This is a genomic window from Streptomyces albicerus, assembly GCF_008905045.1.
Taxonomy (GTDB): domain Bacteria; phylum Actinomycetota; class Actinomycetes; order Streptomycetales; family Streptomycetaceae; genus Streptomyces; species Streptomyces albicerus.
Genome location: NZ_VWMY01000004.1, coordinates 162,378 through 183,283, shown reverse-complemented (window position 1 = coordinate 183,283; position 20,906 = coordinate 162,378). Strand labels below are relative to the sequence as shown.

Below are 20,906 nucleotides of genomic sequence, written 5' to 3'. Positions count from 1 at the left end.
GCGTGATCACGGTGAGACGGTGTGCTCCGATATCCTGGGGGCAGGCCGTGACAGGCCGGTGGAGACCGGCGGTCTTGCGTACATTCGCGCTCACGCCCCCGTATCGGCAGGATGGGGCAATGACCGAGATCCGCACCCCCCGTCTTGTGCTGCGCCGCTGGCGCGATGACGACCTTGTACCCCTGTCCGAGATCCATGCCGATCCGACCGTGATGCGCTGGATCGGCGACGGCGAGCCGCGCTCCCTGGAGCAGACGGCCGAGGACATCGAGGCGTGGGAGGAGGAGTGGGACGAGGAGGGCTTCGGGCTCTTCGCCGTCGAACTCCTCGGATCCGGGGAACTGGCCGGAGCCGTCGGTCTGTACGTTCCGGATTCCCCGCCGGAGGTCGCGGACCAGGTGGCGATCGGCTGGCGGCTCGGGCGGGTGTACTGGGGGCAGGGGTATGCGTCCGAGGCGGCCCACGCCGCACTGGAATTCGCCCTGCAGGACCGCGGCATCGACCGGGTCGTCGCCGTGTGCCGGACGGCCGACACCGCATCCGCGAACGTACTGGACAAGCTCGGCATGCACTCGGAGGGTGCGACACAGGACCCGGTTCACGGGCTTGACCTGCGTATTTACGGGATCGACCTGACGGAGTTCCAGGGCTGACGACCTCGCCGGAGCCGGGGCAACGGCCGCCTGCCGGCCGATCGCGACCACTCGCCGAACGACCGGCTTGCCGCCCATGATCGGACCTCACGGAGGCCGTGATGCAGATCGATTCGTTGCCGTATCTCGATGAGCACGCCACGGTCATCGCGGCGGAAGCCGATGACGTATGGCGCAGTCTGGGCGACACCCTGGACCGGTCCTTCTCGCGTCCGGGCGGGGCCGGCTACGCGCGAGTGGTGGGATGCGCCGACCACACGGCGTCCGGGCCACGGCCCCTGGCCGAGGGCTCGACGTTTCCCGGCTTCCGGGTGGTCGCCGTGGTCCCGGGACAGGAGCTGGTCCTCGAAGGGCGCCATCGCTTCTCGGCCTACGCCCGGTTCTTTCGCCTCGAACCCGTCAGCCCCGGCCGGTCACGGCTGCGAGCCGAAACCCGAGCCACGTTTCCCGGCCTGAAAGGCGGCCTCTACCGGCGGCTCGTCATAGCGACGGGAGGGCACGCGATGATCATGCGCCGCCTCCTCGCGGCAGTCCGCCACCGAGCCGAGTGAGAGACGGGCGCGAGCCGCGTCCACAGAAGCGGCGGCGCCGCAGGTCGCGCGTGGCGGCACGCCCCTTCGGCTCCTCGTCCCCTACGCGTCAGGCGACGGGCGGACGGAAGAGGTGGCGCAGGGCGGCCCTCAGCGGGTGCTGTGTCTGGCGTCGAGGCTTGGAAGAGGCGCTGGGGAATGGCCGGAGTTCGCTCTGGCTGCTCCCGGCAGGGGCACGTACGCTGCGACCGCTCCCGGTCTTCACAGCTCCTTCACAGGGCTGGGGCTCATGTGCGTGTGCAGTTGGCATGTGCATGACTGCAACTGCAACCGCTCGATGCCTGATCCAACGCACCTGGTCTGCGACGGCTCTTCGCGTACGCGGAGGCCGCACCCCCCATTTCACGGCGGGACACATCCCCCGCCGCCGGAACACCGACGCAACGGATTGGAGCACCATGGCTGGTGGGCTGCTGCTGAGCGGCGCGATCACCGCTCTGTTCGCCACCGCACTCCCCGCGCACGACCCGTCCTCCGGGATCGTCGACCCGCCCCCGGACAAGATCGTCATCAAGGTCGCCACGGTGAACGGCTCAGGCTGCCCCCAGGGGACCGCCGCTGTCGCGGTGTCCCCGGACAACACGGCCTTCACGGTGACCTACAGCGACTACCTCGCTCAGGTCGGCGGCAACTCGGACCCCACCGCGTTCCGGAAGAACTGTCAGCTCAATCTGATCGTTCATGTGCCGCAGGGCTTCACGTACGCCATCGCCAGCGCGGACTACCGCGGCTTCGCCTCGCTCCAGGCGGGCGCGAGCAGCACCGAGAAGGCCTCGTACTACTTCCAGGGTTCGTCGAACACGGCCTCCATCACCCACCCCTTCCGAGGCCCCTACAACGACAACTGGCAGGCCACGGACACGACGGAATGGGCGCAACTGGTCTGGGCGCCCTGCGGTGTGCAACGGAACTTCAACATCAACACCGAACTCCGCGTCAGCGCGGGCACGTCCGCTCCCGGCAGCACCAGCTTCATGACCATGGACTCGACGGACGGTGACATCAGCACCATCTACCACCTGGCCTGGAAGGAGTGCCCCAGCACCTGACCTGCCTCCTCCTTGGCCGACTCCACCGCACCGGAGCCGGCCAAGGAGCACCGCCTGCCGTCACGATGTGCCCGGTCCGCCTTCCTCGTCGACGAAGAAGCTGTCGTGGCGCACGAGGAAATCGGTGAACTCCTGTCCTCCGCGCTGCGCCATCTCGGCGACCTTCTCGAAGTACTCCTCGCGCGGGGCGCCGGGAGCGAAGAGCAGGAGCATGGACGTCGGGTCGTCTGAGTCGTTCCTGAAGGCGTGCAGGCCGCCGACGGGTACGTACAGGAAGTCGCCCTGACGTCCGGTGATCCACCGCTCGCCGTTGTAGAGGCCGACTTCGCCGGAGAGGACGAAGAAGGACTCGGAGATCGACCGGTGGAAGTGGGTGCGAGGGCCGGGTGACTTGGGCCCCATGTCCACGCGATACAGCCCGAACTCCCCGCCGGTCGACGCGTGCGTGGCCAGGTAGTGGGTGCGGTTGCCGGACGGGGAGGTCAGTTCGGGTTCGGTGTCCGACGGCCTGAACACCGCGTTGATCTCGCCGTGCTCACCGAGATAGCGGGGTTCCGGATATGACATGCCTGCTCTCCCTCACGTTGACGTACTCGAAGTCTCCCTCCGCCGGGGCTTGATGGTCATGGGGCCGGAGCCGAACGGGTCGACGCTGCGGACACTCACGTCAGGGCGTGATGGAGCGTTCGAGGGCGTCGGTCAGCCACAGGTGGGACGCGCCGTGCGCGACGGGGGCGCCACCGGCCTCGGTCACGAGCCGCCAGTAGCGGCGCATCCGTGGGTCACGGTCGGCGGCCACGTTGCCCAGCAACCGTCGTCGGAACTCCGGGGTGTCGCCGCTGCCGCGTACAGAGGCGTGCGCCGCCACGTACTGGTCGAGCTCGGGGCCGACGCGGGGCGGCTCGCCGGCCCGCACCATGGGTTCGGCCAGCATGCACGCCTCGGCGATGCCGCTCAGCAGCGCGTCCTCGTCGGCGATGAGCTCGGCGTTGGCCCGAGACCTGGCCAGCAGGCCGCGCCTCAGTGATCGGTCGCGGGCCAGGGCGACCAACTCGGCGTACGCGACCACCTGCGGCGGCGTCGGGTCGGTGGGCGGTTCGGGTACGGCCATGGTCACGAACGCGGCGAGCATCGCCTCGGACACAGGGGCGACCATCGTGCGTTTCCAGAAGTCGATCAGCGCGTCGCGGGCGGCGCACCCGCCGTTCACGGCGGCCAGTAGCTCCAGCCGGGCGGCCCGGTCGGCCGGTCCGGCCTCCTCGATGGCGCGCAGCGAGGCCCGCCGCCAGGCCAGGTCCGCGAGCTGCACGTCGAGTGCGGCCCGCTCGGCCGCGACGACCTCGGCCACGGAGCGCTCCCCGGCGAGCACATGCCTGATGGAGGGCAGGCCGAGCCCCAGCCCGCGCAGCCGTCTGACCAGGCCCAGCCGCTCCACGGCCGCCTCGTCGAACCTGCGGTGCCCACCGGTGCTGCGCACCGAGTCGATGATGCCCTCGTCGCAGTAGAAGCGAATGGTCCGCACCGGCACACCGGTCAGCCGCGCCAGGTCGCCGATCCCGAACGTCTCGTCGAGCAAAGGCACTTGAACCTCCACCGGGCTGGAGTTTCTACCGTACCGGCGTACCCGTGAAAGGAGATTTCGTGATGACGTCGACGCTGGACACCGCACGACTGGTGGAGGGCCTGCGGGAGCAGACCGAAGGGTTCGCCCGTGCGGTCTCCGGAAGGGATCCGGACACCCGGGTGCCCACCTGCCCGGACTGGCCGCTGCGCACCCTCGTCGGCCACATCGGCCAGGAACACCGTTGGGCGGCCGAGCTCTTGCGCAAGGGTGAACAGCTGCCCAGCCCCGATCCGTGGCAGGCCGAACCCGGCACGCCGGACGGGTGGGCGCCGTGGCTGCGGGAAGGAGCCGAGGAGCTGATCCGCACGGTCCGGGAAACCGGCCCTGACACCGAGACGGGAACGTTCCTGGGACCGCGGCCGGGGTCCTTCTGGCTGCGCAGGATGCTGAGCGACACGTGCGTCCACCACTACGACGCGGCGGTGGCGACGGACACCGCGTTCGAGATCGCCGACGACCTCGCGGCCGACGTGATCAGCGAGGCCATGGACCTGATGTCGGCGCCGGGCGTGGCAGCGATCAGGCCGGGCTGGGCCGAACTGCGCGGCCACGGCGAACGGCTCGGGTTCCGGCCGAGGTCCCTGGCGGGCTGGGTGGTCATCAGGACGTCCGAAGGGTTGCGGTGGGAGCGTGGGCCGGTCGAGGCCGACGTGGTGGTGTCGGGCACGGTGACGGACCTGATGCTGGTGATCTCCCGCCGCGTTCCGCCGGACGACGATCGGGTCACGGTGACGGGCGACCGCGCGTTGCTGGACCACTGGCTGGCCCACACGGCGTTCTAAGCGGTCTCGGGGAGGTGGGGGCGTGCCTCACCTCCCCGAGACCGCTTAGCTTCGCGTGACCCTGAAGGCGTGCCCGGCATCGAGTTGGCCCGCCTGTCGGTCCGGCGCCGGACCGACAGGCGGGACACATCTTCTGGTCGGATGAAAACATGGCCCCGAACGAGGGGCGTGGGCTCGCTCGATCCGGTGTCCTGGCGGGTGAGGGCGTGCCACTGGCGCACAAGCCCCGTTGCACGGACATGGACAGCACATTCGCCACAACGGGGCCCTTCCTGGGGCGCGCGGGCCGGCACCAGCCGTCCGTCGAACGTACCGGCGCCCACTGGATGCGACCCGACCCGCCGATCTATGCCGCGCTGGTCGCCGACTGGCAGGCTCGCGGACGCATCGTCCCCGGGCTGCGCGAGGCAGTGCGACCCGTCCTCACCACCGTTCGTCCTCCGGTGCCGCGACGGTGCCGGATGGACGGTGATCCGGGCGCGAGTGGGTCGTAACGCATTTGCCTGGGCGTCGGCTGATGCCGATTCCGCTTCCGTGCGTTGACGGTGCTCCGGCGTGGGACGACCGCGCTCGCACCCGCCCGAGACGCTGACTCAGCGGAGACCACCGCGGCCTGGGCCCGACCCGGGAGGCGTCGCGTTGCCACCGGAGCGCGCGTGCTCTCCGTTCACCAGGTCGGAGAGCATCTCCATGGCCTGATGGAGCGCCAGTTCCAAGGCGGTCGGCAGATGCAGGGCGCCGCGCCCGTCGGGCGGAATCAGCCAGCGCGGCGTGCCGGTCGTGCGGCGCGGCGAGGGCACGGCGATCCAGGCTCCCTTCCCGGAGTAGCGGATGTCCTGGCCGACCCAGTAGCTCTCCGGGTCCGGTGGAAGGAAGAACCCGATGCGGTGGGCGCCGAAGTCGGCGAGCGTGGGGCCGGGCATCGGCAGCGGGAGGCGCAGGAGGGCGTCGAGTGCGAGAAGGCCGATCTCCTCCGGCACGCTGAGGACGTCCCAGAAGCGCCCGGCCGGGAGTAGCACGGTGCCGCTCGCACTGTGTTCCCATTCCCGCTTGCAGGCCCGAGGATCCACGGCCGCGGCCGCGAGCCACTCGACGGCTTGCTGGTGGGGGGTGCTTCTCATGTCTCTCCTCTTCGACCGGTATCCCGTGCGAGCGGACAGCGACGACCTCCCTTTGCGGGCGCGGATATGCGCGAATTCCCGAGGCGATGCAATTCCCGAGGCCATGCCCAGAGTCATATTCGTAGATATATCTATCCGGCGGAAGGGGCGGCGCACCGTGGCGCTTGTCCGCCGAACACCCGCATTTCATGCGGATGTTCGAACCGTATGTGCAGAGAGGAGCATCGTTGCGATGGCCGCAGTCACATCACTGGCCCTGCGTGCCCGGCTTTGCCGCCGCAAGATTCTTCGACTCCTGCGGTTCCCTCACGGAGATCCCTTGGCGTCACTGGTGAAGACCGCGCGGAGTCTGAACTACGGCGCCGGCGGATTCCCGGGCCCGGACGAGGAGGATGTGGCGCCGACAGGCGCGAAGCGGCGGCGGTGCTCAAGATGAACAACCTTGCATGGGGCGGATCTTGCTAGGGTGCGCCGGTGAACAGCTCAAACGACGGTTCGAACGGTGAAGCGACGCTCCTCGACGTACTGCTGCGGGCAGCCGAGGAGACACCCGGACAGACCATCGTGCACGTCCGTGGGGACGGCAGCGAGCGCACCGTCACCTTCGCCGAACTGCGGGACGAGGCACTGCGCGTGGCCGGCGGGCTCATCACCGCTGGCGTGGAACGCGGCACCCCGGTACCACTGGTCGCCGACTTGGGGGAGGACTTCCAACCGATGTTCTGGGGCGCGCTGGCGGCGGGACTCATACCCGTGCCGCTCGCCCCGGACGCGCGCCGGGTGGAGCCGGTGTGGGAACTCCTCGGCAGGCCGCCCGTCGTCGTGGACGAGTCCACCGCACCGCTGGTCGCCGAAATCCACGGCGAGGTACGCGCACTGAAGCTGGACGCACTACGGGCAGGCCGCCCGCCCCGGCGGCTGCCGCGACCCGCTCCGCAGGACGTGGCGTTCCTGCAGTTCTCCTCCGGAAGCACCGGATCCCCCAAGGGCGTGGAACTGACGCACGCCGGCGTCCTCGCCAACCTCCGCCAGATCCGGGTCGCGACGGCGCTGACCGCCGACGACGTGGTCGCGGCCTGGATGCCGTACTTCCACGACATGGGTCTGATCGGCACGCATCTGGTCCCCATGGCGGCGCGTCTGAAGCAGGTGAGACTGGAGCCGCTGTCCTTCGCCAAGCGTCCCGCTCTGTGGTTCGAGGCCGTGGCACGGCACCGCGCGACCGTACTGTCCGCCGCCAACTTCGCACTCGCCCTCGTGGTGCGGCGTGTGCCGCACAGCGCCCTCGCCGGGCTCGACCTGAGCTGCGTACGGCTGATGCTCGTCGGCGCCGAGCCGATCGCCCCGCGGGTGTGGCGGGAGTTCACGGCACGAACGACGCCTGCGGGGCTGGACGGGCGGGCCCCGCTCCCGGTGTACGGACTGGCGGAGGCCACACTTGCCGTGACCGTCCCGCCGCTGGGCGAGATCGCCACACCGCTCGTGCTGGACCGGACCGCGCTCAGCCGGGGACGGGCCGAGGCAGCCGAACCCGGCCCGCACGCCGTGGAGTTGATGGACCTCGGCCGTCCCGTCGAGGGCTGCGAGGTACGCGTCACCGACGACTCCAGAAGGCCGCTCCGCGACCGGCGTGTCGGCCATGTCGAGGTGCGAGGCCCGCAGTTGGGCCGCGGCTACCACCGGGCTCCCGAGTCGACCGCCGCCACCTTCGTGGACGGCTGGCTGCGCACCGGAGACCTCGGCTTCCTCAGCGACGGGCGGTTGTGCGTGACCGGCCGCCACAAGGACGTGCTCTTCGTCAACGGCCGTACGTTCCACGCGCCGGACCTGGAGGAGACCGTCGCCACCACTGAGGGGCTGCCCCCGGGCACCGTGGCGGTCATCGGGTCGACCGACCCCGACACCGGCGGCGAACGGGTCGTCGCGTTCGTGCAGTGGGCGCGGCCGCCGGTGGCGACCGCGGCCCCGTTGCTCCGAACCGCGGCGGCCCGTGTACGGGAAGCACTCGGCTACGACGACGTGCGGGTGCTGCCCCTGGCGCCCGGGGCGTTTCCCCGCACCACCAGCGGCAAGCTGCGCCGCGGAGTCCTGCGTACCCGCTTCGAATCAGGTGCCTACGCCGCCGTCGAGGCCCGCCTGACGTCCACCACCACGGCGACGGCCGACACTGGCGTGCCTGTCGGCGGGGGTGCCACGGCGGAGGGCGTACGATCGGTGCACGGCGGGCCCTTGCCGGCACCCCGGTCGCCACGGGACGTGGAGCGGTCGGTCCTGAGCATCTGGGCGCGTGTCCTGGATCGTCCTGAGGCCGAAATCGGCTCGCAGGAGCGGTTCTTCGACCTCGGCGGCTCCTCGCTCAAGGCGATGACCATGCTCGCCCAACTGGAGGACACCTTCTCCCTCACCGTGGAACCCCGCCTGCTGCGGGACCACGACACCGTGGCAGCGCTGACCGGGCAGATACTCGCCCTGCTCGCGGACGGGGGAGAGGCTCCCGGCGACGAGGACTCGGGACGGAGGTCGCTCCGCCGCAGCGAGGAGCACACCTCCCAGGCGCCCGGCGGCGCCGGAGAGTCCGCGCCGCGCGAGGGTATGGAGCCTGGATCGGGCGCAGCCACCGAGGCCGGACCTTGCGAAGCGGTCGCGGTTCTCGCGACGGCCTGCCGCTTTCCCGGAGCCGAGACACCCGAAGCCTTCTGGGAGCTCCTCGCCGCCGGAGGTGACACGGTCGGCGGCATACCCGAAGACCGATGGGGGAGCGCACCGGGCGTGCGCGCCCGCTTCGGATCCTTCCTCACCGACCCGGCCGCCTTCGACGCCGACTTCTTCGGCATGGACGACGAGGAGGCGCGCGCGACCGACCCGCAGGCGCGGATCTTCCTCGAACTTGCCCACGAGGCGCTGGAACGTGCCGGATACGCGGGACCCCGGCGGGTGGGCCGCAGAATCGGGGTGTTCGCGGCCGTCGGCGACAGCGGATACCGCGAGGTCCTGGCCGGGGCCGTGGACGGGGACCTCGCACGCCACCCGGCCGCGCTCACCGGAAACCTGCCCAACCTGATCGCCGCCCGCGTCTCCCAGGCCCTGGACCTGAACGGTCCGGCCCTCGCGGTCGACACCGCGTGCTCCTCGGCGCTGGTCGCCCTGCACCTGGCCCGGCGCAGCCTGCTGTCAGGCGAGTGCGACCTCGCCGTGGTCGGCGGCGTCAACCTCGGCCTGACCCCGACCGGCCACCGGCTGCTGGAGACAACGGGCGCGCTCTCCCCGACCGGCACGTGCCGCGCCTTCGGCGCAGAAGCCGACGGGTTCGTGCCCGGCGAAGGCGGCGCGGCCCTCGTCCTCGCACGCCTCGACGACGCCCTGGGCGCCGACGATCCAGTGCTCGCGCTGGTGCGCGGCACGGCGGTGAACAACGACGGGCGCTCCCTGAGCCTGCTCGCCCCCAACCCCCGCGGCCAGCGCGAGGTCATCACCCGGGCCTACCGTGAGTGCGGTGTCGATCCCGCAACCGTGTCCTACGTCGAGGCGCACGGCACCGGCACACCGGTAGGCGACCCCGTCGAGGCGCAGTCACTCGGGTACGCCTTCCCGCCCCGTGCCGACGGGATTCCGCGGCGGCTCGGCTCGGTCAAGGCCAACCTGGGCCACCTGCTCAATGCGGCCGGCATGCCCGGCCTGGTCAAGGTCGTCCTCGCGCTCGGGCACCGGCAGTTGCCGCCCTCCCCGCACAGCAACCCGCCCGCGCCCTACCTGGAACGCGTAGCACCCGGGTTCCAACTCGTCACCGAGCACCAGGAATGGCGTGCCGAGGGCCCGTTGGTCGCGGGCGTGAACGCCTTCGGGTTCGGCGGTACCAACGCACACGCCGTCCTGGAGGAGGCTCCCGGACGCGACCGGCTCGTGGCTGCGACACCCGCGCCGGCGGACCCCGGCACACACCTCCCATCTCCTTCGCCTGCCAAGTCCCGTGCACCTGGCACGACTTCCGTACCCGCCACGACTTCCGTACCCGCCACGACTTCCGTACCCGGTACGACTTCCGTACCCGCCACGACTTCCGTACCCGGTACGACTTCCGCGCCCGGCGCGCCGCTCGCCGCGTCCGGCCCGGCCGGGACGCCCCCGAAGGAACACCGCACGCCCTCCCACACCAAGGAACGCGGCCCCTCGGACACCACCGACGTCCCGCACCTGCTGACGCTGTCGGCCTGTACCGGAGACGCGCTGCACGCTGCTGCCTCCGAACTGGCCGCGCATCTGCGAGCCCGCCCCGAACTGGACGAGGGCGATGTCTGCGCCACCGTCAACACCTCCCGCGACGACGGTCCGTACCGCCTCGCCGTGGTCGCCGACGGAGATCTCGCGGACCGCCTCGAAGCCGCCGGAGACCAGCACGGTCGGCACGAGGTCGCACGGCCCCGGCCGCGTACGGTCTTCCTGCTGCCGGGCCAGGGGGCCCAACGCCCTGGGCAGGGCCGTGCTCTGTACCGTTCGGCGCCCGTGTTCCGCGACGTCCTGGACGAGGCCTCCTCGCTCACCGGACCGGTCCTCGGGCGCACCCTGGCGGCGTGGTGCCTGGACGAGGGCGCCGACCCCGAGGCACTGGCGAGGACGGAGGTGGCCCAGCCGCTGCTGGTCGCGTTCGGCGTGGCGCTGGCCGGCCAACTGGCCGCCTGGGGCGTGAAGGCCGACGCGGTCATGGGCCACAGCGTCGGCGAGATCACCGCCGCATGCCTCGCCGGCACGCTGACGCTGGCCGAGGCGGTGGGTTTCGCCGCCGAACGAGGGCGTCTGGTGGGCGGGCTCGCCGCACCGGGAGCCATGGCGGCCGTCCGGGGTGACGAGGAGACCGTCGCCGATCTGGTCGCCGCGGTCGGCGGGACGCTGTGCGTGGCCGCCGTCAACGGACCCGCGCAGGTGGTGCTGGCGGGCGAGGAGGATGCCGTCGACCTGGCGGTGGCGGAACTGACGGCCCGTGGCATGGCCGCGCGTCGGCTCCGCGTCTCGCACGCCTTCCACTCGGCGATGCTGGAACCGGTCCTCGATCCGCTGCGGGACGCCGCGAAGGCGCTGACGGTCCATCCGGCCGGTCTGCCGATGCTGAGCACCGTGACCGGGCAGTGGGCGCCTGGCCTGACCCCCGAGTACTGGCGCCAACACGCGGTTCGGCCGGTGCAGTTCGGCGCCGCCGTGGCCCGGCTGCTCGACGATGGTTTCGACACGTTCGTCGAACTCGGCCCAGGTGACACACTCTCCGGACCGGTCCGCGCGGTAGCTGCCGCCCACACCCTGACCCGCTCCGAGGTGGCTGTCCTGCCGGCCCTGGGCGCCCCGGCCTCGGACGGCGGCCAGGACCTCGGTGCGAGGGCGCTGCTCGAGACGGCGGGCCGGCTGTGGATGCGCGGGACGGCGCTGTCCCCGACGGCTCCCGCCCGGGGCGCGGGCCGACGTCGTGTCCCCGTGCCCACTTACCCGTTCCAGCGCAGCCGCCACTGGCCGCACCGGTCCGGCGCGGCACCGGCGTACGACGCAGCACCGGCGTCCGGCGCGGCTCCGGCGTCTGGCGAGACACCCGCGCACAGCGCGACACCTGCGCCCGAGAGGGCATCTGCACCCGGCGCGACCCCCGTCCCGAGGCGCCTCGTCTGGTGCGACGCCCCGCTCACAGCCGCCCCCGGCCCCCGTGTCGTACGGCTGGCCGGTGTCGACACGGCGCTCGGGCGGGCTCTCGCCGACCGGCTCACCGGGCGCGGGGTGACAGTGCTGAAGCAGCACGACACCTCCGGGACATCCGCCCCGGACACCGTGGTGTGGTTCGCCGGAGACAGCGACAGCGGGGCACCACATGAAACCGGACATGCCGGCAGGCAAGCCGCGGGGGCCATCATCACGGCCAGTGAGGAGCCGCGGGATCCACGATGCCCGGACACCGCGACGCGCTCGGCCGTCTCCTCGCTGCGCGACGTGCTGGCCCTGCTCGGCACGGGCGGCTGCGCCCGGCTGCTGGTCGTCACCGAAGACGTGCACACCACCGGCGTATCGTCCGAACGAGCCCGCCCCGCGCAAGCGTTGCTGCACGGCTTCGCACTCGCGCTGCCCGAGGAACACCCCGGACTGTCCTCCCGGAGCATCGACCTGTCCTCGCGGGACGTGCTCGCCTTGCAACTCGACGCGCTCGAACGCGAGTTGTACGCCAAGGACGCACCCGGCGCGAGCGGCGGCGTCGCGTGGCGGGCGGGACGCCGGCTGACCCGTACACCCGTCGCCGTGAGCGCTGACACCACGGCCGTGCGGACGTTGCCCCCGGACGGCACGTACCTGATCACCGGAGGCGCCGGTGGGCTCGGGTCCGCGCTCGCCCGCGATCTCGCGGACCGCGGCAGGCCGGAACTCATCCTCGTGGGACGCACCGCCACGCCGCCCCGGGACCTGCTCGCCGATCTGCGTGCCCTGGGCGCCCGGGCCCAGTACCACGCGGCCGACGTCTCCGACGAGGCCGCCCTCGACGCGCTCGTCGCCGGCCTGCCGCCCCTGGACGGGGTCTTCCACGCCGCGGGTACGGCCCACCCGGGCAGCCTGCGCGGCAAGACGGACGGGGAGATCGAGGAAGTTCTCGCCGCGAAGGTGCGGGGCACCGTACTGCTCGCCGAGGCGCTGCGGCGGCACAGCCATCAACCTGCCGTATGCGTCGCCTTCTCCTCGGTCTCCTCCGTGCTGCCGGGCCTGGCCGGCGCACTCGGCGACTACGCGGCCGCCAATTCCTTCCTCGACGCCTTCGCCGCCGCCGAGCGAGCCGCCGGCCGGCCGTGGCAGGCGATCGGTTTCGGGCCCGTCGCCGACACGGGACTGGCGAGCGGGACGCGCGCACAGGCCCGGCTCCGGGCGCAGGGACTCGCGCCCATGACCGCGCGGGCCGCCCTGGCGGGCCTGCACACGGCCGTCGGCCTGGACGCGGCCCACCTGCTGGTTACGGGCCTGGCAGACCGCGACCCTGCGGCCGGACCCGCGGCGGATCAGCCCCCGGCTGCCGGTCGGCGCGATGACAGGGACAGACTGCCCGCCGATACCGCGGCCCCGGCCGCCGTTCACCGGCGCGACCGACGCGACCGAGACATGCCGCCCGCGCCCGCCCATGCCCTCCTCAGGGCCGACGAAAGCACCGCGACCGACCCGCCCCACGACCCGTCCCACATCGCCGATGTCGTACGCGGACTGCTGGCCGAGGCACTGCACCGCGCACCGGAGGACCTCGGCGACGACGAGCAGTTCCTCACCCTCGGGCTGGACTCGCTCACCGCCGTCGACCTCGCGCGCCGCCTGGAGAGAGAACTCTGCCTGCCCCTGCCTGCCACCCTGCTCTTCGAGTACCGGACCATCGGCGAACTCGCCGCCCACCTGGCCACCCAGACGCCCCGCACCCCCCTTGCGTCCCCACCCGAGCCGACTACCGTGGCCGCCCCGCGAGACAGCGGCGCGGACGGGCGCACCAGCCCCCTCACTCCGGTGCAACTGGCCTTCCACACCACCGAGACGCTCCACGAAGGCGTCACCGCCTACGGTTACGTACGCCAGGCCATCAGCGGGCCCCTCGACACCGCTCTCCTCGGCCGGGCACTCGCCCACCTCGCCGCCCGCCACCGCATGCTGCGTATGCGGATCACCCAGGACGACGCACGGCCGCGCCAGTACGCCGTACCCGCCGCGCCCGTCGACACAGCCCCACGCTGGTACGAGATACGGGAGCAGGAGGGCGGCGCACCGCCGGCCCTGGACCGCCTGGAACAGGACCTGTGCAATCGCCCGTTCGACCTGACCGCGCAGGACCCCGTGCGTGCCGTCCTCGTACGCGAGGACACGCATCTCGCCCACCTGCTGCTGGTCGTCCACCACTCGGCCGCGGACGGCTTCAGCCTCAAGGTGCTCTGTGAAGAGCTCTGGACGCTCTACACCGCGCTGGCCCGGGGTGACAGCACCCCAGAACTCCCGCCGCTGCGGGCCGAGTTCACCGACTACGCGGCCGCTGACACTGAGCAGCGGCAGTCCGCGGCGTACCCGCGGGACCAGGCGTACTGGCGCGCGCGAATCGCCGAGCACAGCGCCGCCGGCAGCGCACGCGCCCTGCCGTACGACGGCGAGCCCGAGGCATCGCCCGCCCCACCGCTCGTCCACCACCGGACCGGCATCGACGCGGCCCTGACGGCTGCCCTGCGTGAACTCGCCGCCCGGCACGGCGTCTCCCTCTTCCACCTGCTGCTGGCGGTCTACGGCCGTTGCCTGGCGCGGTGGAGCGGACAGCGGGCCGTCGCCGTCAACGTGGCGCGCGCCCGCCGCGAGATGCCGCTCGCCAGCATCGACCGTCTCGTGGGGCCGCTGGCCGACACCTTGCCGGTGTTCGCGACCGTCGACCTCGACGAATCCGTGACCGTACTGGCCGAACGGCTGCGGCTGATCTGGCGGGAGGCCGAGGCGCACGCGACCCTGAGCAGCCCCGACTTGACCCGGTTGCTGCCCGCCGGGGGCCACTCGCCGCATACGGCCGGCCCCTCGCCGCGTACGGCCGCCGAAGCGGGATTCAGCTTCGCCCGCTTGCCCGTGGTCCATGGCCCCGACTGGCCGGTCTCCGTGACGCCGACGGCGGCGGCCACCGCCTCCGCCGCCACCCGACTCGGCCTGCTGTGCTGGGAGGCCGACGCGAGCCTGCGCCTGTCGTGGAACCACCCGGCCCGCTTGTTCCGTCCCGAGACCGTGCGAGGCTTCGCCGACGCGTACCTCGCCGAACTGCGCGCCGCCGTCGCGGAACCCCTGGCAGAACCCTCGTCGGGGGCAACCGTTTCGGTGCACCACCCGCAACGTGACGCGCACGCCACGACAACCACGGCGGCGCACGCCGCCGCGACGGACAGCGGAGTCGTGGACCGGCTGTGCGCACAGCTGCGTGCCACGCCCGACGCCGTCGCGGTCGACACCGGACGGACCACGCTCACCTACGCGGCCCTCGACGACGCCTCCGCCGCCCTCGCGTCCCGCCTGCGCGCACACGGCGTACGGCCAGGGGACCTTGTCGGGCTGCTCACCGAACCGGGCGCCGAGACCGTCACCGGCGTGGTCGGCATCCTGAGATCGGGGGCGGGGTGGGTGCCCATGGACGCCACCCACCCCGCCGCCCGGCATCAGGACCAGTTGAGCCGCACCGGAGTCCGCGTGCTGGTCTGCGACGCGGCGACCCGGGATGCCGCCGCCGCGCTGGGGTCAGTCACGTTGGTGGCTGCCGACGACCCCTCGCCGGTCCCGCCGCCGGACCGGCTGCCTCCCACCGCCGCGGCCCCCGACGCGACCGCCTATGTGATCTTCACGTCGGGTTCGACGGGCCGCCCCAAGGCCGTCCCGATCACTCACCGGTCCATGACCAACTACCTCGACTGGGCGCTGTCCGCCTTCGGTTACGGTCCGGGCGACCGGCTGGTGCAGACCGCGTCGGTCTGTTTCGACGCCTCCGTACGTCAGTTGCTGGCTCCGCTGCTGGTCGGCGCCACGGTGCACACCCTCACCCGTGACCTGCTGCGCGACCCCGAAGCGCTCCTGGACCGCGTCGTGGAAGACCGGATCACAGTGTGGAGTTCGGTGCCGACGCTGTGGGAGCGGCTGCTGACCGCTGCCGAGGACCGCGCCCGGCAGAGCGGGGTGGCCCCGGACCTGTCGACGCTGCGCTGGGTCCACGTAGGCGGTGAGGCGCTGCCCGCCGCGCATGTGCGCCGTTGGTTCGACCTGCTCGACACCGGGCCGTCCGGCGGTGGCGGCCCCGGTCACCGGATCTCCAATCTGTACGGCCCCACCGAAGCCACCATCAACGCCACCTGCCACATCATCGACACCCGCCCGGCCGACGACGTACGGCACCTGCCCATCGGCCGACCGGTGGCCGGAACCGAACTGGCCGTCGTCGACGAGGACGGGAGGCTGTGCGGGCCCGGTGAAGCCGGTGAACTGCTCATCGCCGGCCGCGGACTGACCTCCGGCTACCTGGGCGATCCCGAGCTCACGACGGCGGCCTTCACCGAGCGGGACGGCCGCCGCTGGTACCGCAGCGGCGACCGCGTCCGCCAAGTGGCCGACGGTGTACTGGAGTTCCTCGGCCGGCTGGACGACCAGGTCAAGGTACGCGGCCACCGGGTGGAGCTCGGCGAGCTCGAGGCCGCCCTGCTCGCCCACCCGGGCGTGGCCCGCGCCGCCGCTCTGCTGCGCGACGGGCGTCTCGTGGCGTACGTCGAGCCACGGCCGGGCGCCGGCGAGCCCGACATCCGCGAGACGCGGGCCTTCCTGTCCCGCGTCCTGCCGCCGTACATGCTGCCCGCACGGATCCACTCGCTCGCGGCACTTCCGCTGACCGGCACCGGAAAGATCGACCGCAACCGGCTCGCGCGGCGGGACGAAGGCACGCCGAGCGGAGGTGTGACGGGCGGCCAGGCTGCGGTGAACGCCGCACCCGGGCACGGGACTTCGCCCGCCACCGCCACCGAACTCGTCGTGGCGCGCGTGTGGTCGGAGCTGCTGGACGTGCCGGAGGCCTGCCGGGAGGACGACTTCTTCGCGCTCGGCGGCGACTCCATCATGGTGCTGGAACTCTTCGCCCGACTGCGCGCCGAACTGCCCGCGCTGCCACGGCCGACCGCCCTGTACACACACCGCACACTGAGCGCCCTGGCAGCGGCCATCGATGCCACGCCCGCCGCCGACCCCACCGGGACGCATCAGGCTGCCCCGGCCGTCACCGCTGCCGACGAAGCCCCCTCAGGCCCGGCCGGCCCCGCCGAGAGCCGTCCGGCCGAGTCGGCGGTCACCGCCACCCACGGCGACGACGGCTCGGGGCTTGACGGCCCCTATCCCCTCACACCGTCCCAGCGGGGATTCCTCCTCGCCGAGACCATCGCACCCGGGGCGGGCTCCGGCTGGCTGGCCCGGTTCCGGCTCAGCGGCCCGCTGCGCCTCGACGTGTTCCAGCGCGCCGTCGACGTCCTGATGGCCCGTCACCCCATGCTCCGCACCATGTTCCCCGCCGGTGCCCGTCCGCCCGTTCAGCAGGAACTGCCGCCCTCGCTGCGCCTGCCCGTCGAGACGGAGACCCTGGCCCACCCCGATTTGCTGGAGTCGCGAGTCAGCGAGGAGGCGCGGCGCCGGTTCGAGCCCTGGGCCTGGCCGCTGCTGCGCCTGCGCCTGTTCACCATCGGCACCGACGAACACGTCCTTCTCGTCCACGCCCACCACCTCATCGGCGACGGATACAGCGCGGCCCTGCTCGCACGGGAACTCCTGTCGGTGTACGACCGGTTCGGCCGCGGCCTGCCCGACGGGCTGCCGCCGCTGTGCTCGACCTTCCGGGACCACGTGGCCCTCCTCGCCGCGCGCCCGCCCGCCACCGGCCCGCAGGTGCAGGAGTACCGCGCCCGTCACCTGGCCCCCTACACACCGCCCGTGCTGCGCGGACCGCAGCACGACAGCGCCGACGGGTCACCCGGCTTCCGCACGACGGGTTTCACTCTCGAGGCCGGGCAGACCCAGGCGCTGCGCCGACTCGCGCTGGACGCCGGCAGCACGCTGTACGCTCCGCTGCTCACCGCGTACTACCGCGCCCTTGCGGATTTCACCGGTCAACGCGACCTGGTGCTCGGGCTGGCCGTCACCGGACGCGAGGAGACCGCACAGGACGCGCACCGTGTCATCGGCCCGTTCGCCGAAGCGGTGGCACTGCGCCCGGCCCTGCCCGACGAGCCGGGCGCGCCCGCCTTCGGCGAGGACCTGCGGCGGATCGCCGCCGAGACGGTCGCGGGCCGAAGCGCAGGGCCCACCGACCTGCGTACCGCCGGGGGACTGCCGCGGACCGCCCAGTTCTTCTTCACCTTCCTCGACTTCACCTCTCTCGGGACGCCGACCGGCGGCACCCTGACCCTGCACACGGACGACACCGACACCGCGCTCGCCCCGCCCCCGGTGGGCACCGATGTGTTCGTGGCCGTGCGGCCGGCCGCCAACGGCGAAGGGCTGCGCGTCACCATCCGGGTGTCGGCAGCGGCCCTCGCCGACGACCAACTCACCGATTTTGCGGGCGAGATGCGTCGGCAGTTGGAGGACGCGCTGCACGAGGCAACGCACGACCTGTCGCGCGACGACGGCGCGGGCAGGGCACCTCACGGTCCCTCAGTTCCGCAGCGTCGGCCGGGACCCGGTGAGCCGTACGCGGGCACGGGCGGCCAGGATCCGCGTCCAGGGCCTGACACGGGCCGCACCGACCGACGCGCCTCCCGCACCCGCCTCGCCTCCCGCACCCGCCTGGACGCCGCTCTCGTCGGATACCTGCCCGCGCCCCAGCACCTCGCCGCCTTCGCCGGACTCCCGCACGAAGGGCTGGGGCGTGAACAGGTGCGTGCCCTGCTCTTCCCGGACGGCCGCGCCAGGCTGCTGGAGGAGATCACCACACCTCTCGGCAGATCTGGTTTCGTGTCGATGCCGCTGTTCGCCGACGAACTGGTCCCCAGCGGTGACCTGTCCGCCAGGACCGCACGTGCCGTCGAGCACGCCGCGTCGCTCGGGGCGCGCTGCGTCTCGCTCGCCGGCATGATTCCGTCCCTGACCGGCTACGGCTACGACGTCCTGCGGGAAGCGTCGCCGACGACGGCGACGATCACGACCGGGCACGCGACGACCACCGTCTCCGTGGTCAAGACCGTCCACGCCGCACTCGCGGCAACCGGCCGCCACCTGGCGCACCTCACCCTCGCGGTCATCGGCTGCGGATCCATCGGCACGTCGTCGCTGCGGCTGCTGCTGGCCCGAAGCCCCCGTCCACCGGCCCGGCTGCTCCTGTGCGACCTGCCCGGCAGCGGCCCGCGGCTCCGTGGACTGGCCGCGGACCTGTCCTCCAGCGAGCCCGCGATGCGCATCCAGGTCGTCGAGTCCGGCCCGAGTCTGCCCGCCGAGGTGTACGAGGCCGATGTCGTCGTCACCGCGGTCAGCGGTGCCACGACCCTGCTGGACATCGACCGACTGCGGCCCGGAACGATCGTCGTCGACGACTCCTTCCCGCACTGCTTCGACACCGCGCGGGCCCTTGACCGTATGAAGGACAAGCAGGACGTCCTCGTCGTCGGCGGCGGGCTGCTCGCCCTCGACGACACCGAGACACACCTGTCGCAGGAGCTCCCGGCCGTCGCACTCGCGGGCCACGCCACCCACTTCCGGCTGTCCGGCACCCTCGCCTCGTGCCGCCTGGAGTCGCTGCTCCACGCCCACATCACCGACCCGGACCGCGCGTTGCCGCCCGACACGGAGCTGCCACTGATCCACGGCCTGGTCGACCTGCCGCGCGCCCTCGCCTACTGGGACGCCGCCGAAAGCACCGGAGTCCGTCCCGCCCCGCTGCACCTCCTCGACCACGTCGTCACCCCGGGCGCCCTCGACGCCTTGCCTCCACCGCGCTGAGGCTGAGTGCCTGTGGAGAATGTCGCCTGCATCGAGGTCTCACCCGCCCCGATCGCGCACTGGCACTCACGGAGCGGCCGACGGCACGATGTCCACCCAGAGCCCGAGGGGGTAGTCATGAGATCGCGCCTGCAGTGGATCCACGGCCGCGGAGAGCGTGTCGTCGTCGCACGCAAACAGACGTTCACGGCCGAGATCTTCCTCAAGTTCTTTGTCCTGGCCGGCCTGCTGTACATGCCGGTTCTCATCTTCCAATGGGGTGAGTGGATCCCATTCGCCGGAGCGAGCGTCTACCTGCTCTGGGAACTCGGCCGGATCAACAGCGCACTCGGCGAACTCGCCGACCTCTGGAACGAGCAGTACCAGCAGCGGCAGGAGTCTGCTCGAGTCGACTCCCTCCGGTGACACAGCGGTCGGCGACTGCATGACGATTCCGCAGTCGGCCAGGGCACTCGCCTCCGCAGGGCTGCCGGGCCACGGGACGGCCCTGCCTGCCCACTCCGCCGAGGAGCAGGGTGTCAGGGCGTCGAGGGTTGCTCCGATATCCGTCCGAAGCCGTGCTGTTGCTGTGTACGGGAACGGTGACAACGGTGTCGTGGATCAAGGACATCACTGGCCCCGCACCTCACGTTCGGCGCATGGTGATCACACGCCAGTTCGCCGAGAGGGCCGGGTATGACCAGCCCGGCTCTTCCTTGAGGGGGAAGCCATCATGATCACTGTCCGCCGTACCAAGTCCTTCCTGATCGCCGCCGCGTTCGTCGCGGGCACCACGCTGCTGACGGCCTGCCAGAACGACACGACGGACGGCGCGGCCTCCGCCTCGGACGGCGGGGACGGGAAGCCGGCCGGGGCGGCGCAGGCGGCGTCGAAGGGCGAGGGGATCAGCGGGACCTTCGCGGGCGGCACGGTGGAGTACCTGGCGCCGGGCAAGTACATCGTCAACGCCAACGGCAAGGACCAGCAGTTCTTCGTCGCCGAGGACACCAAGGTCTACGGGGCGGGCACGATCTGCGGCGAGTACAACCCGGCGGCCGACACGGTCTGTTCGACCGATGACCTGGAGAAGGTCCTCAAGAGCGGATCGGTGGCGGCGGACGTCGTCATGAAGGACGGCATCGCCGTGAAGGTCACCGAACAGGCCGCCCCGGACGAGGGCCCGGCCGTCGACGACAGCGAGGACGGCGCCGCCTCGGGCGACGGGGACCCGGAGAGCGCGCTCGACGGCGTCAACCAGGGCAAGGGCGTGAACGGCACATGGTTCGGCACGGTGTCCTACCTGGCGCCGGGCAAGTACACGGTGTCCGACATGAAGGGCACCGAGCAGCAGTTCTTCGTCGCGGACGACACCGAGATCTGGGGCACCGGCGACATCTGCGGCGACGCGGAGGGCCAGGCAGCCACCGCGTGCACCGAGGCGGAGCTGGAGAAGGCCGCCGAGGAGGGCGTCTCGGCAGAGGTGAAGGTCAGCAACGGCATCGCCACCCGCATCACCGACGACCACTGACCTCCGCCCCACAGCTGATGCAGTACGGGCTTCGGAGAGGGCCGGGGCCGGCCATGAACGCCGGGGCCCGTAACGTGACTTGCGAGGGGCACGAGTACGGCCGGGCG

Annotated in this window: 10 protein-coding genes; 7 read left to right on the top strand and 3 right to left on the bottom strand. The window is 72.1% G+C overall.

Going from position 1 to position 20,906, the window contains the following annotated elements; genetic code table 11:
• Nucleotides 1-119: 119 nt before the first annotated feature.
• From GAS53_RS04890 to GAS53_RS04880, 3 genes are all read left to right on the top strand, one after another.
• A complete protein-coding gene (locus GAS53_RS04890) occupies nt 120-653 on the top strand; it encodes a GNAT family N-acetyltransferase (RefSeq protein ID WP_151476158.1) in 534 nt (177 codons plus the stop codon).
• 101 nt (nt 654-754) lie between these two features.
• The gene (locus GAS53_RS04885) at nt 755-1,204 is read left to right on the top strand and encodes an SRPBCC family protein (RefSeq protein WP_151476157.1); all 450 of its coding nucleotides are present in this window, start codon (nt 755-757) and stop codon (nt 1,202-1,204) included.
• A 437-nt stretch (nt 1,205-1,641) separates the two neighbouring features.
• On the top strand, nt 1,642-2,292 hold the full coding sequence (locus GAS53_RS04880) for a DUF4360 domain-containing protein (RefSeq protein ID WP_151476156.1): 651 nt from the start codon (nt 1,642-1,644) through the stop codon (nt 2,290-2,292).
• A 60-nt stretch (nt 2,293-2,352) separates the two neighbouring features.
• Here the strand turns inward: GAS53_RS04880 and GAS53_RS04875 are convergent, their stop codons facing one another.
• On the bottom strand, nt 2,353-2,859 hold the full coding sequence (locus GAS53_RS04875) for a cupin domain-containing protein (protein WP_151476155.1): 507 nt from the start codon (nt 2,857-2,859) through the stop codon (nt 2,353-2,355).
• A 100-nt stretch (nt 2,860-2,959) separates the two neighbouring features.
• Nucleotides 2,960-3,874, bottom strand: a complete 915-nt coding sequence (locus tag GAS53_RS04870) for a MerR family transcriptional regulator (RefSeq protein WP_225858735.1) — start codon at nt 3,872-3,874, stop codon at nt 2,960-2,962.
• A gap of 62 nt (nt 3,875-3,936) precedes the next feature.
• Here GAS53_RS04870 and GAS53_RS04865 point away from each other — a divergent pair, with 62 nt between their 5' ends.
• Nucleotides 3,937-4,698, top strand: a complete 762-nt coding sequence (locus GAS53_RS04865) for a maleylpyruvate isomerase family mycothiol-dependent enzyme (protein ID WP_225858733.1) — start codon at nt 3,937-3,939, stop codon at nt 4,696-4,698.
• 593 nt (nt 4,699-5,291) lie between these two features.
• Here the strand turns inward: GAS53_RS04865 and GAS53_RS04860 are convergent.
• Entirely contained in the window at nt 5,292-5,819 is a 528-nt protein-coding gene (locus GAS53_RS04860) for a hypothetical protein (protein ID WP_151476154.1), read from the bottom strand.
• A gap of 474 nt (nt 5,820-6,293) precedes the next feature.
• Here GAS53_RS04860 and GAS53_RS04850 point away from each other — a divergent pair, with 474 nt between their 5' ends.
• The 3 genes from GAS53_RS04850 to GAS53_RS04840 all read left to right on the top strand — a co-directional run bounded on the left by GAS53_RS04850 (nt 6,294) and on the right by GAS53_RS04840 (nt 20,799).
• A complete protein-coding gene (locus GAS53_RS04850; RefSeq protein WP_225858732.1) occupies nt 6,294-19,292 on the top strand; it encodes a non-ribosomal peptide synthetase/type I polyketide synthase in 12,999 nt (4,332 codons plus the stop codon).
• 117 nt (nt 19,293-19,409) lie between these two features.
• Complete coding sequence (locus GAS53_RS04845; RefSeq protein WP_151476153.1) at nt 19,410-19,697, top strand: hypothetical protein; 288 nt, start codon at nt 19,410-19,412, stop codon at nt 19,695-19,697.
• A gap of 307 nt (nt 19,698-20,004) precedes the next feature.
• The gene (locus GAS53_RS04840; protein WP_151476152.1) at nt 20,005-20,799 is read left to right on the top strand and encodes a hypothetical protein; all 795 of its coding nucleotides are present in this window, start codon (nt 20,005-20,007) and stop codon (nt 20,797-20,799) included.
• The last annotated feature ends 107 nt before the right edge of the window (nt 20,800-20,906 follow it).

Bases quoted from the DNA above. Each gene is read 5' to 3' on its own strand.
- GAS53_RS04845 (WP_151476153.1), top strand. From the start codon at position 19,410: ATGAGATCGCGCCTGCAGTGGATCCACGGCCGCGGAGAGCGTGTCGTC.
- GAS53_RS04860 (WP_151476154.1), bottom strand. From the start codon at position 5,819: ATGAGAAGCACCCCCCACCAGCAAGCCGTCGAGTGGCTCGCGGCCGCG.
- GAS53_RS04875 (WP_151476155.1), bottom strand. From the start codon at position 2,859: ATGTCATATCCGGAACCCCGCTATCTCGGTGAGCACGGCGAGATCAAC.
- GAS53_RS04865 (WP_225858733.1), top strand. From the start codon at position 3,937: ATGACGTCGACGCTGGACACCGCACGACTGGTGGAGGGCCTGCGGGAG.
- GAS53_RS04840 (WP_151476152.1), top strand. From the start codon at position 20,005: ATGATCACTGTCCGCCGTACCAAGTCCTTCCTGATCGCCGCCGCGTTC.
- GAS53_RS04885 (WP_151476157.1), top strand. From the start codon at position 755: ATGCAGATCGATTCGTTGCCGTATCTCGATGAGCACGCCACGGTCATC.
- GAS53_RS04890 (WP_151476158.1), top strand. From the start codon at position 120: ATGACCGAGATCCGCACCCCCCGTCTTGTGCTGCGCCGCTGGCGCGAT.
- GAS53_RS04880 (WP_151476156.1), top strand. From the start codon at position 1,642: ATGGCTGGTGGGCTGCTGCTGAGCGGCGCGATCACCGCTCTGTTCGCC.